The following is a 14,407-nucleotide window of genomic DNA, read 5'->3' as shown; positions in this document are numbered from 1 at the left end:
CCATCCCGAGGTGAATGCGTCGCGCCAGGCTAACGGCTGCCTCGGACAATCGGCGAAGCCGCTACACATTCGGTACAGAACCGTCGACCCGCACCGCGGACCGGCGTTCCTCACTCCTCGCGGGCGCCCGGCAGATGCGGAAGGCGGTCCGCGGAGACCACGCCCTCCAGGTAACCGCGGGCCCGCTCGGTGCGCGGATAGGCCTCCAGGAGCCGCCAGAAACGGGGGCCGTGGCCCGGCACCAGAAGGTGGGCCAGCTCGTGCAGCAGCACGTAGTCGACGACGTACTCCGGCATCCCCTGCAACCGGTGCGAGAGGCGGATACTGCCCTCGGCCGGGGTGCACGAGCCCCAGCGGGTGTTCTGGTTGGTCACCCAGCGCACGGAGGCGGGCCGGGCCCGGCCCGCGAAGTACTGCTCCGACAGCCGCTCGGCGCGCTCGGTCAGCTCGGCGTCGCCCAGCATGCGCTTGCTCTCCTGCGCGGCGAGCTTGTCGAGCATCACCGTGACCCAGCGCTTCTCCTCGGCCTCCGACATCCGGGCCGGGATCAGCACGATGGTGCGGTCGCCCTCGCGGTAGGCGGAGACCGTCCTGCTGCGCCGTGCACTGCGGCGGACCTCGACCGCGCTCGTCGCCGGACCGCGTGGCGGCAGGCCGGAGGGGCTGCGCGGCGGGCTTCCGGCACTCTGCAGTGGGTCGGCGGGCACGCCCCGACGTTACCCGCTGGCAGTGGGGGAAGTCCCGCCTCCGGGACGGTTGAGCCATGATCCATCCGCTGAGGTGCAGCATTCGGATGACTAATACCCCCGGCCTGTGGACAACTTTTCCCACCGCTCGACGCACCCGTGCATCCTGATCCCACGCCGCACGGGAGCCCGCGATCGGGCAGGTTCCGGGGACGTGCGGGCGGTCACGACGACGGGGGTTCTCGCGATGCATCCGATGCTGAAGCCGGCACTGCGCCGGGCCTGGCGCGACCGGGCGACCGTGCAGTTCGGGATCACACCCGCGCAGGCGGTGGTCGTGTCGCCGGTGGACCCGGCGACGGGCCACTTCCTGGACATGCTCGACGGCACCCAGGGCCTGCCGATCCTGTACGAGCGGGCGCGCGCCCTGGATCTGCCACCGGCCCAAGTGGACGAGCTGGTGGCCCGGTTGACGGCGGCGGGCGTGATCGACGACCCGACGGCCGGCGGGCCCGCGGCCGGTACGCTGCGCGACCGGGCGCAGGCGCTGGAGCGATGGAGGCCGGATCTGGCGTCCCTCTCCCTCGTCCACTCCGAGCCGGGCGACGCGGCGGCCAGACTCGCGGCCCGCGGGGCCATACGGGTCCAGGTGCGGGGCGCCGGGCGGGTCGGCGCGAGCGTCGCGGCGCTGCTTTCGGGTGCCGGGGTGGGCCGCGTCGATGTCCTGGACGGGGGTCTGGCACAGCCGGGGGACGTGGCGCCGGGCGGGCTGCCCGACGCGGCGGTGGGCGAGCGGCGCGCGACGGCGGCGGCACAGCTCGTGCGCCGGACGGCACCGGGCGAGCCGCCGCGCCGGGCCCGGGCGGCGGAGCAGACCCCGCTGTCCTTGATCGTGGTCGCCCCGCGTGACCCCCTCGATGTGTACGCGCCCGACGCGGTGGACACCGAGGAGTGGATCAAGGGTGGAATTCCCCATCTCCATGCGGGAGTTGTGGAGACGACCGGTGTGGTGGGCCCGCTGGTCCTGCCGGGCGGCACGGGCTGCGCGGGGTGCCTCTCGCTCGGCCGCGCGGAGCGGGACGCGGGCTGGCCGCGGCTGCTCGCGCAGTGGCGCTCGGGGCGGCAGCGCACCGCCGTACCGGCCTGTGACCTGGCTCTCGCTGCGGCGGTCGCCGGTCTCGCGGCCGCACACGCGCTGGCGTTCCTCGACGGCGATCTTCCGGCGAGCACCGGCACCCGCTGGGAGGCCTCGCTCCCTCAGCTCGACTGGCGGTCGGCCCCGGTCGCGCCCCACCGCGACTGCTTCTGCGGCGCGGTCGGGAACACTCGGGGGGAGGAGGGCTCCGGGGCCGCCCGGGCACACGACACAATGGCCCGGTAACGCCTGCGAGGGCGCTGCTGTCTGGGATTTGGAGGGGCTCATGTCTGATCTTCCCCGGAAGGCGGTCACCCGGACCGCCAAGCTGGCCGCGCTGCCCCTTGGCTTCGCCGGGCGGGCGACCTGGGGCCTGGGCAAGCGGATCGGCGGCAAGTCGGCGGAGCTGGTGGCCCGCGAGCTCCAGCAGCGCACCGCCGAGCAGCTCTTCAAGGTCCTGGGCGAGCTGAAGGGAGGGGCGATGAAGTTCGGGCAGGCGCTGTCCGTCTTCGAGTCGGCCCTGCCCGAGGAGGTCGCGGGTCCCTATCGGGCCGCGCTGACCAAGCTCCAGGAGGCGGCGCCCCCGATGCCGACCCGTACGGTCCACGGCGTGCTGGAGGAACGGCTCGGCGCCGACTGGCGGGAGTTGTTCCTGGAGTTCGACGAGAAGCCGGCGGCCGCGGCTTCGATCGGGCAGGTGCACCGGGCGGTGTGGCACGACGGACGCACGGTGGCCGTCAAGGTGCAGTACCCGGGGGCCGGCGAGGCGCTGCTTTCGGATCTCACCCAGCTGAGCCGGTTCGCCCGGCTGCTCGGCCCGCTGATTCCGGGGATGGACATCAAGCCGCTCATCTCCGAGCTGCGCGACCGGGTCTCGGAGGAGCTGGACTACGAGCTGGAGGCGCGGGCCCAGCGCGAGCACGCCGAGGAGTTCGCGGGCGATCCCGATGTGCTGGTGCCCGCTGTGGTGCACCAGTGTGACCAGGTCCTGGTCACGGAGTGGATCGGGGGGATACCGCTCTCGGACGTGATCAGGGACGGCACGCCGGAGCAGCGCGACCGGGCCGGACAGCTCCTCACCCGGTTCCTGTTCTCGGGCCCGGCCAGGACCGGGCTGCTGCACGCCGATCCGCATCCGGGCAACTTCCGGCTGCTGCCGTCCGAGCAGGACGGCGGCCCCTGGCGGCTCGGCGTGATGGACTTCGGCACGGTGGACCGGCTGCCCGGCGGGCTGCCCGCCACCATCGGTGAATCCCTGCGGATGACGCTGGAGGGCGAGGCCGAGGCGGTGTACGAGCGGCTGCGCGAGGAGGGCTTCGTCAGGGAGTCCATCGAGCTCGATCCGGACGCGGTGCTCGACTATCTGGTGCCGATCATCGAGCCGGCCCAGGCCGACGAGTTCACGTTCAGCCGGAGCTGGATGCGGGGGCAGGCGGCCCGGATCGCCGATCCGCGCTCCCCCGCCCATCAGCTGGGCAAGCAGCTCAATCTGCCGCCGTCGTATCTGCTGATACACCGTGTGACGCTGTCCACCATCGGGGTGCTGTGCCAACTGGACGCGACGGTGCGGATGCGGGCCGAGCTGGAGGAGTGGCTGCCGGGCTTCCTGGCGGACACGTCGCACGACTCGGCACCGGCCGCCGAGGTGGGGGCGCCGGTCGAAGCGGTGGCGGCGGTCGAAGCGGTGGCGGCGGAGGAGGCCTGAGGATGCCCGCCGACGCGAGGCCTACGACGGGACCCCGGGAGCCTGGGGCCGCGAACTGCCGCCAGACGTACGGCAGATGCAGCGGCCGGCCGCGCGGATGACGTTGGTGGTGGCGCGCGGCCGACGTTGGCGCGGGGAGGAGGCCGATGTGGGCTCGGGGGCTGGGGTGGGCGCTACCACCAGGCCGCGTCGAGCCTGCCTTCGATGGCTCTGATGTTGGCGCGGGCGCAGTCGTCGCAGTAGTAGTGGCTGGTGCCGTTCTCGACCGAGTAGGTCCACGTAGGCGGTGGGCCGCCGGCCGGAGCAGGGGTCCCGCAGCGGGAGCACACGATGGTTTCGGCCACCGGCCGATTCTGGTCGTCCACCTCGCGACGATACCGCCGTCCCGGGCCCGCCGGGACCACAACGCACCGCGGGGGCAGGTCCGTTCGGACCTGCCCCCGTCGTGCTGTCAGTGTTCCGGTGGTGCCTGGCGCGCCGGCCGTCAGTGCATGACGGCCATGGCGAGCGCACGGCGGGCGCGCATCGACGCGCGCTCGGCGCGCCGCTGCATCCGCCGCGCGGCGACCATGCGGAGCGCCTGGCGCTCCACCTCGGCCTCCCGCAGTCGCTGATGCATATGCGCACGGGCCAGGGCTTCTGGCATGAGTTGCATTTCAAGGGTCCTGTTCTGGCGCGACTCGTTCGCGCCGGTGGTGGTGAAGTCTGGGGTCGCGGAGCCGGTGGGCTCGCTCGCGGACGTCGTCATCGGGGCCTGCTTCTGGGGGTCGTTCGTTCGGGGGCGGTCAATGGTTCCCGGGCGGTTCATGCGGCGACCGGGTTCTTGCGCGGGCGACCACGCGGCCGCTTGCGGGCAACGACCACACCCTGGACGAAGAGCTCGCCGCCCCAGACGCCCCACGGCTCGCGCCGCTCCTTGGCACCCGCGAGGCAGGCGGCCATGAGGGGGCAGGTCTGGCAGAGCGACTTGGCGTACTCGACGTCGGCCGGGGACTCGGCGAAGAAGACCTCCGGGTCGAAGGAACGGCAGGGGACGGGTACGCCGAGGTTCTCGATGGCGTCGTCGAGCGCGGTGAGCGCGGTGAGGGGAGTCAAGGCGGGGTCCTCCGTGAGACCGGGCGGGGGGAGAGTCGGGGCGGGCGGTACGGACGGGGCGTGCGCTTCGAGTTGCACGGTGTTTTCTTCCTCGTCTTGTCGGCTGTGTCGGTCCGGCCGGTCGGCCGGGTTGCGGCTGGTACCGAGGCCCCCTTCACCCCGTCCGTCCCGTTCGGGACAAACAGAAGGGCCGCGGATCCCTGATGGGGTTCCGCGGCCCTGAAGGCGCCTGCCTGATCCGTATCAGGCTGGATCGCTCCAGGGTTCGAGCCCACGGAAGGCCCACATCATGTGGTGCTGGTACTTCTTCGTCTGCTTCTCGGCTCCTGCACCGGCCGCCGCAAAGGCGTGGGCCTTGGCCCGTCCCTTCGCTACTGCTGCTTCCGGTGCCTGAATCGGTCGCTCATTGCGCTCATCACGCACGGGGAGGCTCGACAGGGAGGCCGGGGCGACGGCGGACGTGCCGACGAGACCGGAGACGCCGGCGAACAGACCGGTGCCCTGAAGCGAGGAGCCGAGCGTGCAGGTGGCGGTGACCGAGCGGTCCGTCACTTTGGTGCTGATGAAGCTGGGGATGAACTCGATGTAGCTGGCCACTGGTCTCGCCTCCTCTCGGCGTCTCGGGGACTTCGGCCTCGCGGCCTGATCCCATGCGTATTCGGATGAGTACAGCTAAGTACAGCACGGAGACCGGGCTTCGGAGAAGCTCTTGTTTCCGTGGTTAAGAACCTATGGGGATTCCCCTGGCGGGCGCAAACTATTTTCTCGACGATTTTTCATGAACCTTCCTCGTCGACTCCTCCAAGCTCCTCACCTGCGCAGATGGCGAGGACATCGGTGCCGAACCGGTTCAGCTTGCGGGCTCCGACGCCGGCGATCACCGCGAGCTCGGGGCCGCAGGAGGGCACGGCCTCCGCGATCGCCATGAGGGTCTTGTCGGTGAAGACGACGTAGGGCGGCATGCCCAGCTCCCGCGCCTGCTCGGCGCGCCAGTCCCGCAGGCGTTCGTACAGCGCTTCGTCCATGTCCGACGGGCAGTCCTCGCAGCGCATCAGCTTCATCTCGCCGGCCTCGGTGAGCGTCTTGCCGCAGACCCGGCAGAGCACCGGCCCCCGCCGGACTCGCTTGGCCACGGCGGGCCCGCGCTCGATGCCGCCGGTTCCGCCCACGGTTGCGCGGGCACGGGAGCCGGAACCGGGGCGCAGGCCGTTCAGGAAGTGGCTGGGGCGCCGGTGGGCGCGGCCGCCGGGAGAGCGGGAGAGCGACCACGAGAGCCCGAGGTGGACCCGGGCCCGGGTCACGCCGACGTACAGGAGCCGGCGCTCCTCCTCGATCTGCTCGTCCGTCTTGGCGTAGGTGATCGGCAGCATGCCCTCGGTGAGGCCGACCAGGAACACGGCGTCCCACTCCAGGCCCTTGGCCGCGTGCAGGGAGGCGAGGGTGACGCCCTGCACGGTCGGAGCGTGCTGGGCGTCGGCCCGGGCCTGGAGCTCGGCCACCAGGTCCGACAGCGTCGCGTCGGGCTTCGCCTTCGCGTAGTCCTCGGCGAGGCGGACGATCGCGGCCAGTGACTCCCAGCGGTCGCGCACCGCGCCCGAGCCCTTCGGCGGCGCCGCCGTCCAGCCCTTGGTGCCGAGCACGGCCCGTACCTGGGAGGGCAGGTCCTCGGCGTCGTCGAGCAGCGCGTCGTTGCGGCCGGCCAGGCGGGCGCCGCTGAGCGCGGTCTTCGCCTCGCGGACCTCGGGGCGCTCGAAGAACCGCTCGGCGCCACGCATCTGGTACGGCACGTCCAGATCGGCCAGGGCCTGCTCGTAGATCTCGGACTGGGCGTTGATCCGGTAGAGCACCGCGATCTCGCCGGCCGGGACGCCGGAACGGATGAGGTCGCGGATGCGCCGGGCCACGCCCTCGGCCTCGGCCGGCTCGTCGCCGTACTCCGTGTAGACGGGCTCGGGGCCCGTGGGGCGCTGGGAGATCAGCTCCAGGCGGTGCTCGGCGGCGCGCCCGCTGGCCTGGTTGAGCAGGCCGTTGGCCAGATGCACGACCTGGGGGGTGGAGCGGTAGTCCCGGACCAGCTTGACGACCGTCGCGCCGGGGTGACGGGTGCGGAAGTCCAGCAGGTGGTCGGGGGTGGCGCCGGTGAAGGAGTAGATGGTCTGGCTGGCGTCGCCCACCACGCACAGGGTGTCGCGGTCGCCGAGCCACAGGTCGAGCAGGCGCTGCTGGAGGGGGCTGACGTCCTGGTACTCGTCCACCACGAAGTGCTGGTACTGGCTGCGGACCCGCTGTGCGATGTCCTCCCGGTACTGGAGGACGCCGACCATGAGGAGCAGCACGTCCTCGAAGTCGATCACCACGCGGTCCTGCTTGAGCTGCTCGTACGTCCGGTAGATCTGGGCGATCTCGGCCGGGGCGCGGGGCGGCTCGCGGTGTGACTTGGCGACCGCCGCCGGATAGTCGTCGGGCACGGTCTGGGTGACCTTCGCCCACTCGATCTCGCCGGTCACATCGCGCAGCTCGTTGCGGTCCAGGCGGAGGCCGCCGCGGGCCGCCGCCTCCGCGACCAGCTGGACCTTGCGGTCCAGGAGGCGGGGCGGATGCTGGCCGCCGACCGCCATCGGCCAGAAGTGCTGGAGCTGGCTGAGGGCCGCGGCGTGGAAGGTGCGGGCATGGACGCTGCCGACGCCGAGCTCGCGCAGCCGGCCGCGCATCTCGGCGGCCGCCCGATTGGTGAAGGTGACGGCCATCACCCCGGCCGGCGGCAGGATCCCGGAACGCACCCCGTACGCGATCCGGTGGGTGATCGCGCGGGTCTTGCCGGTGCCCGCGCCGGCCAGCACGCACACCGGACCGTGCAGGGCCGTCGCGACCTCGCGCTGCTCGGGGTCGAGCCCGTCGAGCACCGCGTCGGCCGTGTCGGGGACCGGCGGGAACAGAGTGGAGTGCGTTGCTGATGTCACCCCGCCATGCTGCCAGGTCGCCCGGGACGTCCGCGCCGCGTTGTCCACAGGTGGCGTCCGCGGTCCTACTAATGCCGGCTGATGCCGGGCGCCTCCCCGGTCGATGCCCGGCCCCCTGCCCGGTCGTGCGGGACGGGGCGGGGCCAGGCCGGCCCGCCGTGGCGATTCCGTCACATGTGAGGGCGGCGCGGGAATGGTGGTCGGCTCCCGTACGTTCCCCTGCGTGCGGAACCGCATTTCGGCGGGGCGCGCACGCCAGTCAGCGATACAGAGGAGCGCGAGACACATGCCGGGCACTGTGACGATGTACAGCACCACCTGGTGCGGCTACTGCCAGCGGCTGAAGAAGCAGATGGACCGCGAGGGCATCGCGTACACCGAGGTCAACATCGAGCACGACCCGGCGTCCGCGGAGTTCGTGGAGAAGGCCAACGGCGGCAACCAGACGGTCCCGACCGTGCTCTTCGACGACGGTTCGACGCTCACCAACCCGTCGCTCGCGCAGGTCAAGCAGAAGATCGGCGTCTGAGACGACCGGCGGGGCGAGCATCCATCGGGAGCCGCTCGCCCAGTCATGCGGAAGGCCCCCCTCCAAGCGTGGACGGGGGCCTTCCGCACGGCCGGGACCGAGGCCGGTCCGAGGGTCAGTGGGACGGCTTCGGCAGCGGCTTGCCGTACCAGAGCTCGATGAGGCGGGCCGCGATCGAGATACCGTACGGGGGCAGGACCTCGCCGGATTCGAAGGCGGCGGCCAGGTCCTCGCGGGAGAACCAGCGCGCCTCGTGGATCTCCTCGCCGTCCACGTTGATCTCGGACGAGACGGCCTTCGCCATGAAGCCGAGCATCAGGCTGGACGGGAACGGCCAGGGCTGGCTCGCCACGTACTCCACCGGGCCGACCGTGACACCGGCCTCCTCGAAGACCTCGCGGCGCACCGACTGCTCGATGGACTCACCGGGCTCGACGAAGCCCGCCAGGGTCGAGAACCGGCCCTCGGGCCAGTGCACCTGGCGGCCGAGCAGCGCCCGGTCCTGGTCGTCGGTGACCAGCATGATCACGGCCGGGTCGGTGCGCGGGTAGTGCTCGGCGCCGCAGACCGGGCAGCGGCGGATGTGGCCGGCCGCCGCGATCACGGTGCGCTCGCCGCAGCGGGAGCAGAAGCGGTGCAGGCGCTGCCAGTTCTCCAGGGCGACGGCGTGCGTCATGAGGCTCGCGTCGCGGGGCGAGAGCAGCAGCCCCGCCTCGCGCAGCCCGGCGGGCCTGGCCGACTGGTCCATGCGGCCGGGCAGCGCGTCCTTCTGGAGGGCGAAGTAGCTGACGCCGTCCTCGTCCGTGCCCAGGAAGTAGCGGTGGGTCTCGGTGACCGGGGCCTCGAAGGCCGGGGTCATCACGAGCTCGGTGCGCCCGTCCGCCCCGTCCGCGGGCTCGTCGATCAGTACCTGGCCGCCGGAGACCACGAAGACCCGGGTCGTCGGATGACTCCAGGCGGCTGCCAGCCAGGCCTCGTCGAGGCGGTGGTGGGCCGCTCGGTCGATGCCGCTCGGCTCGGTCAGACCGATGGGCGTGGCGAGCCCGATCGGCCGGTCCGTGAAGGCTTCACTGCTGGTGGTGCTCACAGGTGCTTCCAACTCCCCCGGGTGGATGGTGTGTTCAGCGATTTCTGTCGGCCGGCGGCCGGGGCCGACGGCTCAGGCTGTGGTGGCGGCGAGGTCGCTCCACAGATGGGCCGTCGTCTCGACGCCCTTGAACAGGAGGTCGAGCTCGACCTTCTCGTTGGGCGCGTGCCAGCCGTCGGAGGGGACCGAGATCCCCAGGAAGAGGACCGGCGCCGCCAGCACGTCCTGGAGGTCGGCGGCGGGTCCTGAGCCGCCCTCGCGGGTGAAGCGGACCTTCGTGCCGAAGGCCTGCCCCATCGCCCGGACCACGGACTTGAGCGCCGGGTGGTCGAGCGGGGTGAGGCACGGCCGGGTGCCGGCGCTCCAGTTGATCTCGTGCCGGATGCCGGCCGGGAGCTGCCCGGCGGTCCAGTCCGTGACGATCTTCTCGATGTGGTTCGGGTCCTGTCCCGCGACCAGCCGGAAGGACAGCTTCACCATCGCCGACGACGGCACGATCGTCTTGCCGCCGGGGCCCTGGTAGCCGCCGCCGATGCCGTTGACCTCTGCCGTCGGGCGGGCCCAGATCCGCTCCAGGGTGGAGAACCCGGCCTCGCCGTGGGCCGCCCGCGACTTGGCGGTGCGCAGCCACTCGGCCTCGTCGAAGGGCAGCTCGGCGAACAGCTCGCGCTCGGCGTCGGTCAGCTCGACGATGCCGTCGTAGAAGCCGGGGACGGTCACGTGCAGGTCGGCGTCGTGCAGGGCCGCGACCAGGCGGGCCGCGGCCGTCGCCGGGTTGGGGACCGCGCCGCCGAAGGACCCGGAGTGGATGTCCTGGCCGGGCCCGTACAGCTGGATCTCGCACTCGGCGAGGCCGCGCATGCCGGTGCACACGGTCGGGGTGTCCTCGGACCACATGCCGGTGTCCGAGACGATCACGACGTCCGCCGCGAGGCGCTCGGCGTGCTCCTCGACGAGGGCGCGGAAGTGCGGCGAACCGGACTCCTCCTCACCCTCGATGAGGAGCTTGAGGTTGACGGCGGGGGCGGTGCGGCCGGTGGCGGCGAGGTGCGCGCGGACGCCGAGGGTGTGGAAGAACACCTGGCCCTTGTCGTCGGCGGCGCCGCGTCCGTACATCCGCCCGTCCGCGATCACCGGCTCGAACGGCTCGGTGTCCCAGCCGTCCTCGCGGGCCGCGGGCTGGACGTCGTGGTGCCCGTAGACCAGGACGGTGGGCGCGCCCGGCTCGCCCGAGGGCCACTCGGCGTAGACGGCGGGAGCGCCCGGGGTGTCCAGGATCTCCGCGACCGGGAAGCCGGTCTCGCGGAGCTTGGCGGCGAGCCAGTCGGCGCTGCGGCGCACGTCGGCGTCGTGGTCGGGCTGGGCCGACACCGACGGGATGCGCAGCCACTCGGCGAGGTCGTCGAGGAAGGCGGCGCGGTGCTGCTCGATGTACGTGCGCACCGCTGCGGTGGCGGTCTGGACGGCGCTGTCCGGGGTCTCGCTCATGCCCTTGAGCCTATCCGGCCGGTGGCGGTGGCCGGTCCGCCGGTCCGCCCTGCGGACTGTGCCCCAGCAGGATCGCCTCCAGCTCGGCCCGGCCCGGCAGCCGGGCCGGACGGACCGTCTCACCTGTGCGTACATACACGAACGCGGCCGTCACCGACTCCAGCGGCACGCCCAGCTGCTCGGCCCAGGCGACCCGGTAGACCGCCAGCTGGAGCGGATCGGCGGTGGCCTGACGCCCGGTCTTCCAGTCGACGATCTCGTACGTGGCGAGCGTGCCGTCGCCCTCTTTGTAGACGGCGTCGATCCGGCCCCTGATCACCCGGCCGGCGAGCGTCAGCTGAATGGGCGCCTCGGTGCGGAACGGAGTACGGACCGCGTACGGGGTGCGCTCGAAGGCATCCTTGAGGGCGGCCAGATCGCGCTCGTCCGCGATGTCGGCCTCGCTGTCGTCGGCGCCGGGCAGTTCGTCGGGGCCGAGCATGGGCAGCGGGAGCTCGTCGTAGCGGGACTCCACCCAGGCGTGGAAGCGGGTGCCCCGGCGGGCGGCCGGCTGCGGGCGGCGCGGCATGGGGCGGGCCAGGTGCCGGGCGAACGCGTCGGGGTCGGCTGCCAGGCTCAGCAGCTCGGACGCGGTGAGCGAGGCGGGCACCTCGACCTCGCGGGTGGTGGCGCGGGCCCGGCGCAGCTCGGTGGTGAGCGCCTCCAGGTCGCGGTCCCAGGAGTGCAGGGTGCGGCGGTCCTCGGAGGTCAGACGCGGGGCGGGGATGGCGACGTGCGGCTCGGCCGGGGTGTGGCCGCGGGCCTCGGAGTCGGCGCGGGGCGGGGCGGTGCGGGTGTGCTCCACGGGCTCCTGGTGCTCGATGCCGTCGCGGTACGCCATGTCGCCGAGGTGCGCCGTGTCGTCGCGGTGCGCCGTCTCGTCGGGGTGCGCCATGTCGCCGAGGTGCGCCATGTCGTCGCGGTGCGCCATGTCGTCGCGGTGCTCGGCAGGCTCGGGCGGGACAGGGCGTTCCGTGGGGAGCAGGTCCCAGTCGTCGGGGGCGAGGGCCCCCGGGTCGCCGAACTCCTCATCTCCATAAGGCTCTTCCGCGTAGCCGTCCCCTTCATAGGGTTCGTAGGGTTCGTAGGGCGCGCCCTCATAAGGTGCGTCCTCATAAGAGGAGGGCGTTGCGTCGCCGGGGGGCGCGGCCCTCTCCAGGTGGGCCAGGACTCGTTCGGCGGCGGCGCGGCGGCGGGCCAGGGACTCCGGGTCGAGCGGGAGGGGCCAGGCGTGCGTGGTCGCGGACTCGTGGAGGGCCGGGTTCTCGGCGTCCTCGGCCGGCCGGTCCGCCCATGCCTCGATCTCGCCGTGGCCCGCCACGCAGTGCTCGTACAGCGCGTGCAGGAAGTCGGAGGGGCCCCGGGGCTTCTTCTGGCTGGGGCCCCACCAGTGGCCGGAGCCGAGCAGCAGGGTGCGGGGGCGGGTGAACGTGACGTATCCCAGGCGGAGTTCCTCCGTGTGCTGGTGGTCCTTCATCGCCTCCTTGAAGGACTTGAGGCCCTTCGCGTCCCACTCCTCGACGACGGGCAGCGTCGGGGCGTCGCCGCGCAGCGCGTGCGGGAGGACCTTCGCCTGGGACGTCCAGGCCTCCCGCGACTGGGTGGAGGGGAACGTTCCGGTGACAAGACCCGGGACCGCGACGACGTCCCACTCCAGGCCCTTGGACTTGTGCGCGGTGAGGACCTTCACGGTGTTCTCGCCGCCGGGCAGCGCGTTGTCCAGGCCCTTCTCGTACTGCGCGGCGGTGCGCAGGAAGCCGAGGAAGGCGAGGAGGGAAGCCTCGCCGTCGAGGGCTGCGAAACTCGCCGCTATGTCGAGGAAACCGGAGAGCGTCTCGCGGCGGCGGGCCGCCAACGCGTGCGGGGACGCGGAGAGTTCGACCTCCAGACCGGTGACGGTCAGGACGCGGTGCAGTACGTCCATCAGCGGGTCGGCGAGCGAGCGGCGCAGGTCGCGCAGCTCGGTGGCGAGGCGGGCGAAGCGGACGCGGGCCTCGGCGGAGAAGGGCAGGCCGTCGTCCTCGGCGCCTTCGAGGAAGGTGTCCAGGGCGTCGGCGAGGGAGATCACCTCGGCCGGGTCGACGCCTTCGACCGCGTCCGCGAGGCGCTGGTCGGGGTCGTCGGAACCGGCGCGCGTGCGCCGCACCAGATCGCGAGCGCGGCGGCCGAGCAGCGCCAGGTCGCGGGGGCCGATGCGCCAGCGCGGGCCGGTCAGGACGCGGACCAGCGGGGCGTTGGCGCCCGGGTCCTGGAGGACTTCGCAGACCGCCACGAGGTCGGCGACCTCCGGCAGATGGAGCAGGCCGGAGAGACCGACGACCTCGACCGGGACGTCCCGGGCCACCAACGCGCCCTGGATCTGCGGGAAGTCGCCGGCCGTGCGGCACAGGACGGCGATCTCGCCGGGCGCCTTGCCGGTGCGCACGAGGTGGGCGATCGAGTCGGCGAGCCACTCGATCTCCTCCTGGTGGGTGTCGAGCAGCGCGATGCGGACCCCGCCGTCCCGCTCGGCGCCAGGTGCCGGGCGCAGCGCCTCGACCCCCTCGTGCATCGAACGCAGCGGCGCGGCAAGGGAGTTGGCGAGGTCGAGAAGACGGCCGCCGCTGCGGCGGTTCTCGGAGAGTGCGTAGCGGGTGGCGGGCCGGCCGTCGCTGTACGGGAAGTGGCGGGGGAAGTCGTCGAGGTTGGCGACCGAGGCGCCACGCCAGCCGTAGATGGCCTGGCAGGGGTCGCCGACGGCGGTCACGGCATGTCCGGTGCCGCCGCCGAAGAGCGCGGCGAGCAGCCGGCGCTGGGCCACGGAGGTGTCCTGGTACTCGTCGAGGAGCACCACCTGGAACTCCTCGCGCAGGATCCGGCCGACCTCGGGGTGGGTGAGCGCGAGCTCGGCGGACAGCGCGATCTGGTCGCCGAAGTCCAGTAGGTCGCGGCTCTTCTTGGCGGCCCGGTAGCGGGTGGTGAGGTCGAGCAGTTCGAGCCGGGCGGCGGCGGCCTCGGGCGCCTTGCGCAGCTCGGCGTTGCTGAGCTTGGCCCCTTCCAGGGTCCGCAGCAGCTCGTGGTCGTACGCGGCCAGGCGCTCCGGGCGTACGAGGTGTTCGGCGAGCTCGGCGTCGAGCGCGAGCAGATCGCTGACCAGGGAGGCGAACGACTTGGTCAGCGTCGGGTACGGCCCCGGGGCCTCGCGGAGCACGCGGGCGGCGAGCTGGTAGCGCGTGGCGTCGGCGAGCAGCCGCGAGGTGGGCTCAAGGCCTATGCGCAGACCGTGGTCGGTCAGGAGCCGGCCCGCGAAGGCGTGGTACGTGGAGATGCCGGGTTCGCCCTGCTCCGGCTCGGGGGCGTCCGGGTCCGTGATGCCGGCCCGGATCAGGGCGGTGCGCACGCGCTCGGCGAGCTCGCCGGCCGCCTTGTTGGTGAAGGTCAGGCCGAGGACCTGCTCGGGGGCGACCTGGCCGGTGCCCACCAGCCACACGACCCGGGCCGCCATGACGGTCGTCTTGCCCGAGCCCGCTCCGGCCACGATGACCTGCGGGGCGGGCGGCGCGGTGATGCAGGCCGTCTGCTCCGGGGTGAAGGGGATGCCGAGGAGCTCCTTGAGCTGCTCGGGGTCACTGAGGTGGGTGGGCACGTCAGGAAGGGTAGTGGGGGGTGCTGACATTGGGGGATTTGTGCTGGCCGTCGCTGGG

12 protein-coding genes are annotated in these 14,407 nt (G+C 72.6%); 3 read left to right on the top strand and 9 right to left on the bottom strand.

The window, feature by feature from the left end; genetic code table 11:
• Positions 1-110: 110 nt before the first annotated feature.
• Entirely contained in the window at positions 111-707 is a 597-nt protein-coding gene (locus ACFYNP_RS18665) for a M48 family metallopeptidase (protein WP_388406587.1), read from the bottom strand.
• A gap of 226 nt (positions 708-933) precedes the next feature.
• Between ACFYNP_RS18665 and ACFYNP_RS18660 the strand changes: the two genes are divergently transcribed.
• Together ACFYNP_RS18660 and ACFYNP_RS18655 are read left to right on the top strand one after the other, a co-directional pair.
• Positions 934-2,067: a ThiF family adenylyltransferase gene (locus ACFYNP_RS18660; protein ID WP_388786499.1), complete on the top strand. Its 1,134-nt coding sequence runs from the start codon at positions 934-936 to the stop codon at positions 2,065-2,067.
• Positions 2,068-2,107: 40 nt separating this feature from the next.
• Positions 2,108-3,526 carry an ABC1 kinase family protein gene (locus tag ACFYNP_RS18655; RefSeq protein ID WP_388786496.1) on the top strand — a complete coding sequence of 473 codons (1,419 nt, stop codon included), beginning with the start codon at positions 2,108-2,110 and terminating at the stop codon, positions 3,524-3,526.
• Positions 3,527-3,699: 173 nt separating this feature from the next.
• On the opposite strand, the gene ACFYNP_RS18650 is transcribed toward ACFYNP_RS18655, so the two are convergent.
• The 5 genes from ACFYNP_RS18650 to ACFYNP_RS18630 form a co-directional block, all read right to left on the bottom strand.
• A complete protein-coding gene (locus tag ACFYNP_RS18650; protein ID WP_388786494.1) occupies positions 3,700-3,891 on the bottom strand; it encodes a hypothetical protein in 192 nt (63 codons plus the stop codon).
• Between the two features lie 119 nt (positions 3,892-4,010).
• Entirely contained in the window at positions 4,011-4,334 is a 324-nt protein-coding gene (locus ACFYNP_RS18645) for a hypothetical protein (protein WP_388786491.1), read from the bottom strand.
• Positions 4,331-4,699 (bottom strand): WhiB family transcriptional regulator, encoded by a 369-nt coding sequence (locus ACFYNP_RS18640; RefSeq protein WP_053729898.1) that lies wholly within the window; start codon positions 4,697-4,699, stop codon positions 4,331-4,333. Before ACFYNP_RS18640 ends, ACFYNP_RS18645 begins: the two co-directional genes overlap by 4 nt.
• 165 nt (positions 4,700-4,864) lie before the next feature.
• Entirely contained in the window at positions 4,865-5,197 is a 333-nt protein-coding gene (locus tag ACFYNP_RS18635) for a hypothetical protein (RefSeq protein WP_388786631.1), read from the bottom strand.
• A 200-nt stretch (positions 5,198-5,397) separates the two neighbouring features.
• On the bottom strand, positions 5,398-7,581 hold the full coding sequence (locus tag ACFYNP_RS18630) for an ATP-dependent DNA helicase UvrD2 (protein ID WP_388786489.1): 2,184 nt from the start codon (positions 7,579-7,581) through the stop codon (positions 5,398-5,400).
• Between the two features lie 286 nt (positions 7,582-7,867).
• On the opposite strand from ACFYNP_RS18630, the gene ACFYNP_RS18625 reads away from it, so the two are divergent.
• Positions 7,868-8,110: a mycoredoxin gene (locus ACFYNP_RS18625; RefSeq protein ID WP_161254295.1), complete on the top strand. Its 243-nt coding sequence runs from the start codon at positions 7,868-7,870 to the stop codon at positions 8,108-8,110.
• Between the two features lie 115 nt (positions 8,111-8,225).
• Here ACFYNP_RS18625 and nudC read toward each other — a convergent pair whose 3' ends face one another.
• The 3 genes from nudC to ACFYNP_RS18610 all read right to left on the bottom strand — a co-directional run bounded on the left by nudC (position 8,226) and on the right by ACFYNP_RS18610 (position 14,379).
• Positions 8,226-9,197: an NAD(+) diphosphatase gene (nudC, locus tag ACFYNP_RS18620; RefSeq protein ID WP_388786486.1), complete on the bottom strand. Its 972-nt coding sequence runs from the start codon at positions 9,195-9,197 to the stop codon at positions 8,226-8,228.
• A gap of 72 nt (positions 9,198-9,269) precedes the next feature.
• Positions 9,270-10,685 carry a dipeptidase gene (locus tag ACFYNP_RS18615; RefSeq protein WP_388786483.1) on the bottom strand — a complete coding sequence of 472 codons (1,416 nt, stop codon included), beginning with the start codon at positions 10,683-10,685 and terminating at the stop codon, positions 9,270-9,272.
• 10 nt (positions 10,686-10,695) lie between these two features.
• Positions 10,696-14,379, bottom strand: coding sequence for an ATP-dependent helicase (locus ACFYNP_RS18610; RefSeq protein WP_388786480.1), 3,684 nt, complete (start codon positions 14,377-14,379; stop codon positions 10,696-10,698).
• Positions 14,380-14,407: the final 28 nt, after the last annotated feature.

The sequence above is a fragment of the Streptomyces sp. NPDC006691 genome (assembly GCF_042869955.1).
Classification (GTDB): Bacteria; Actinomycetota; Actinomycetes; order Streptomycetales; family Streptomycetaceae; genus Streptomyces.
The sequence above is the reverse complement of the archived record's forward strand: the minus strand, read 5'-3'. Positions and strand labels throughout refer to the sequence as shown.

What these genes read in the sequence shown, in the direction of transcription:
- ACFYNP_RS18660 (WP_388786499.1), top strand. Translation starts at nt 934, where the DNA reads ATGCATCCGATGCTGAAGCCGGCACTGCGCCGGGCCTGGCGCGACCGG.
- ACFYNP_RS18655 (WP_388786496.1), top strand. Translation starts at nt 2,108, where the DNA reads ATGTCTGATCTTCCCCGGAAGGCGGTCACCCGGACCGCCAAGCTGGCC.
- ACFYNP_RS18645 (WP_388786491.1), bottom strand. Translation starts at nt 4,334, where the DNA reads ATGAACCGCCCGGGAACCATTGACCGCCCCCGAACGAACGACCCCCAG.
- ACFYNP_RS18625 (WP_161254295.1), top strand. Translation starts at nt 7,868, where the DNA reads ATGCCGGGCACTGTGACGATGTACAGCACCACCTGGTGCGGCTACTGC.
- ACFYNP_RS18615 (WP_388786483.1), bottom strand. Translation starts at nt 10,685, where the DNA reads ATGAGCGAGACCCCGGACAGCGCCGTCCAGACCGCCACCGCAGCGGTG.
- ACFYNP_RS18610 (WP_388786480.1), bottom strand. Translation starts at nt 14,379, where the DNA reads ATGTCAGCACCCCCCACTACCCTTCCTGACGTGCCCACCCACCTCAGT.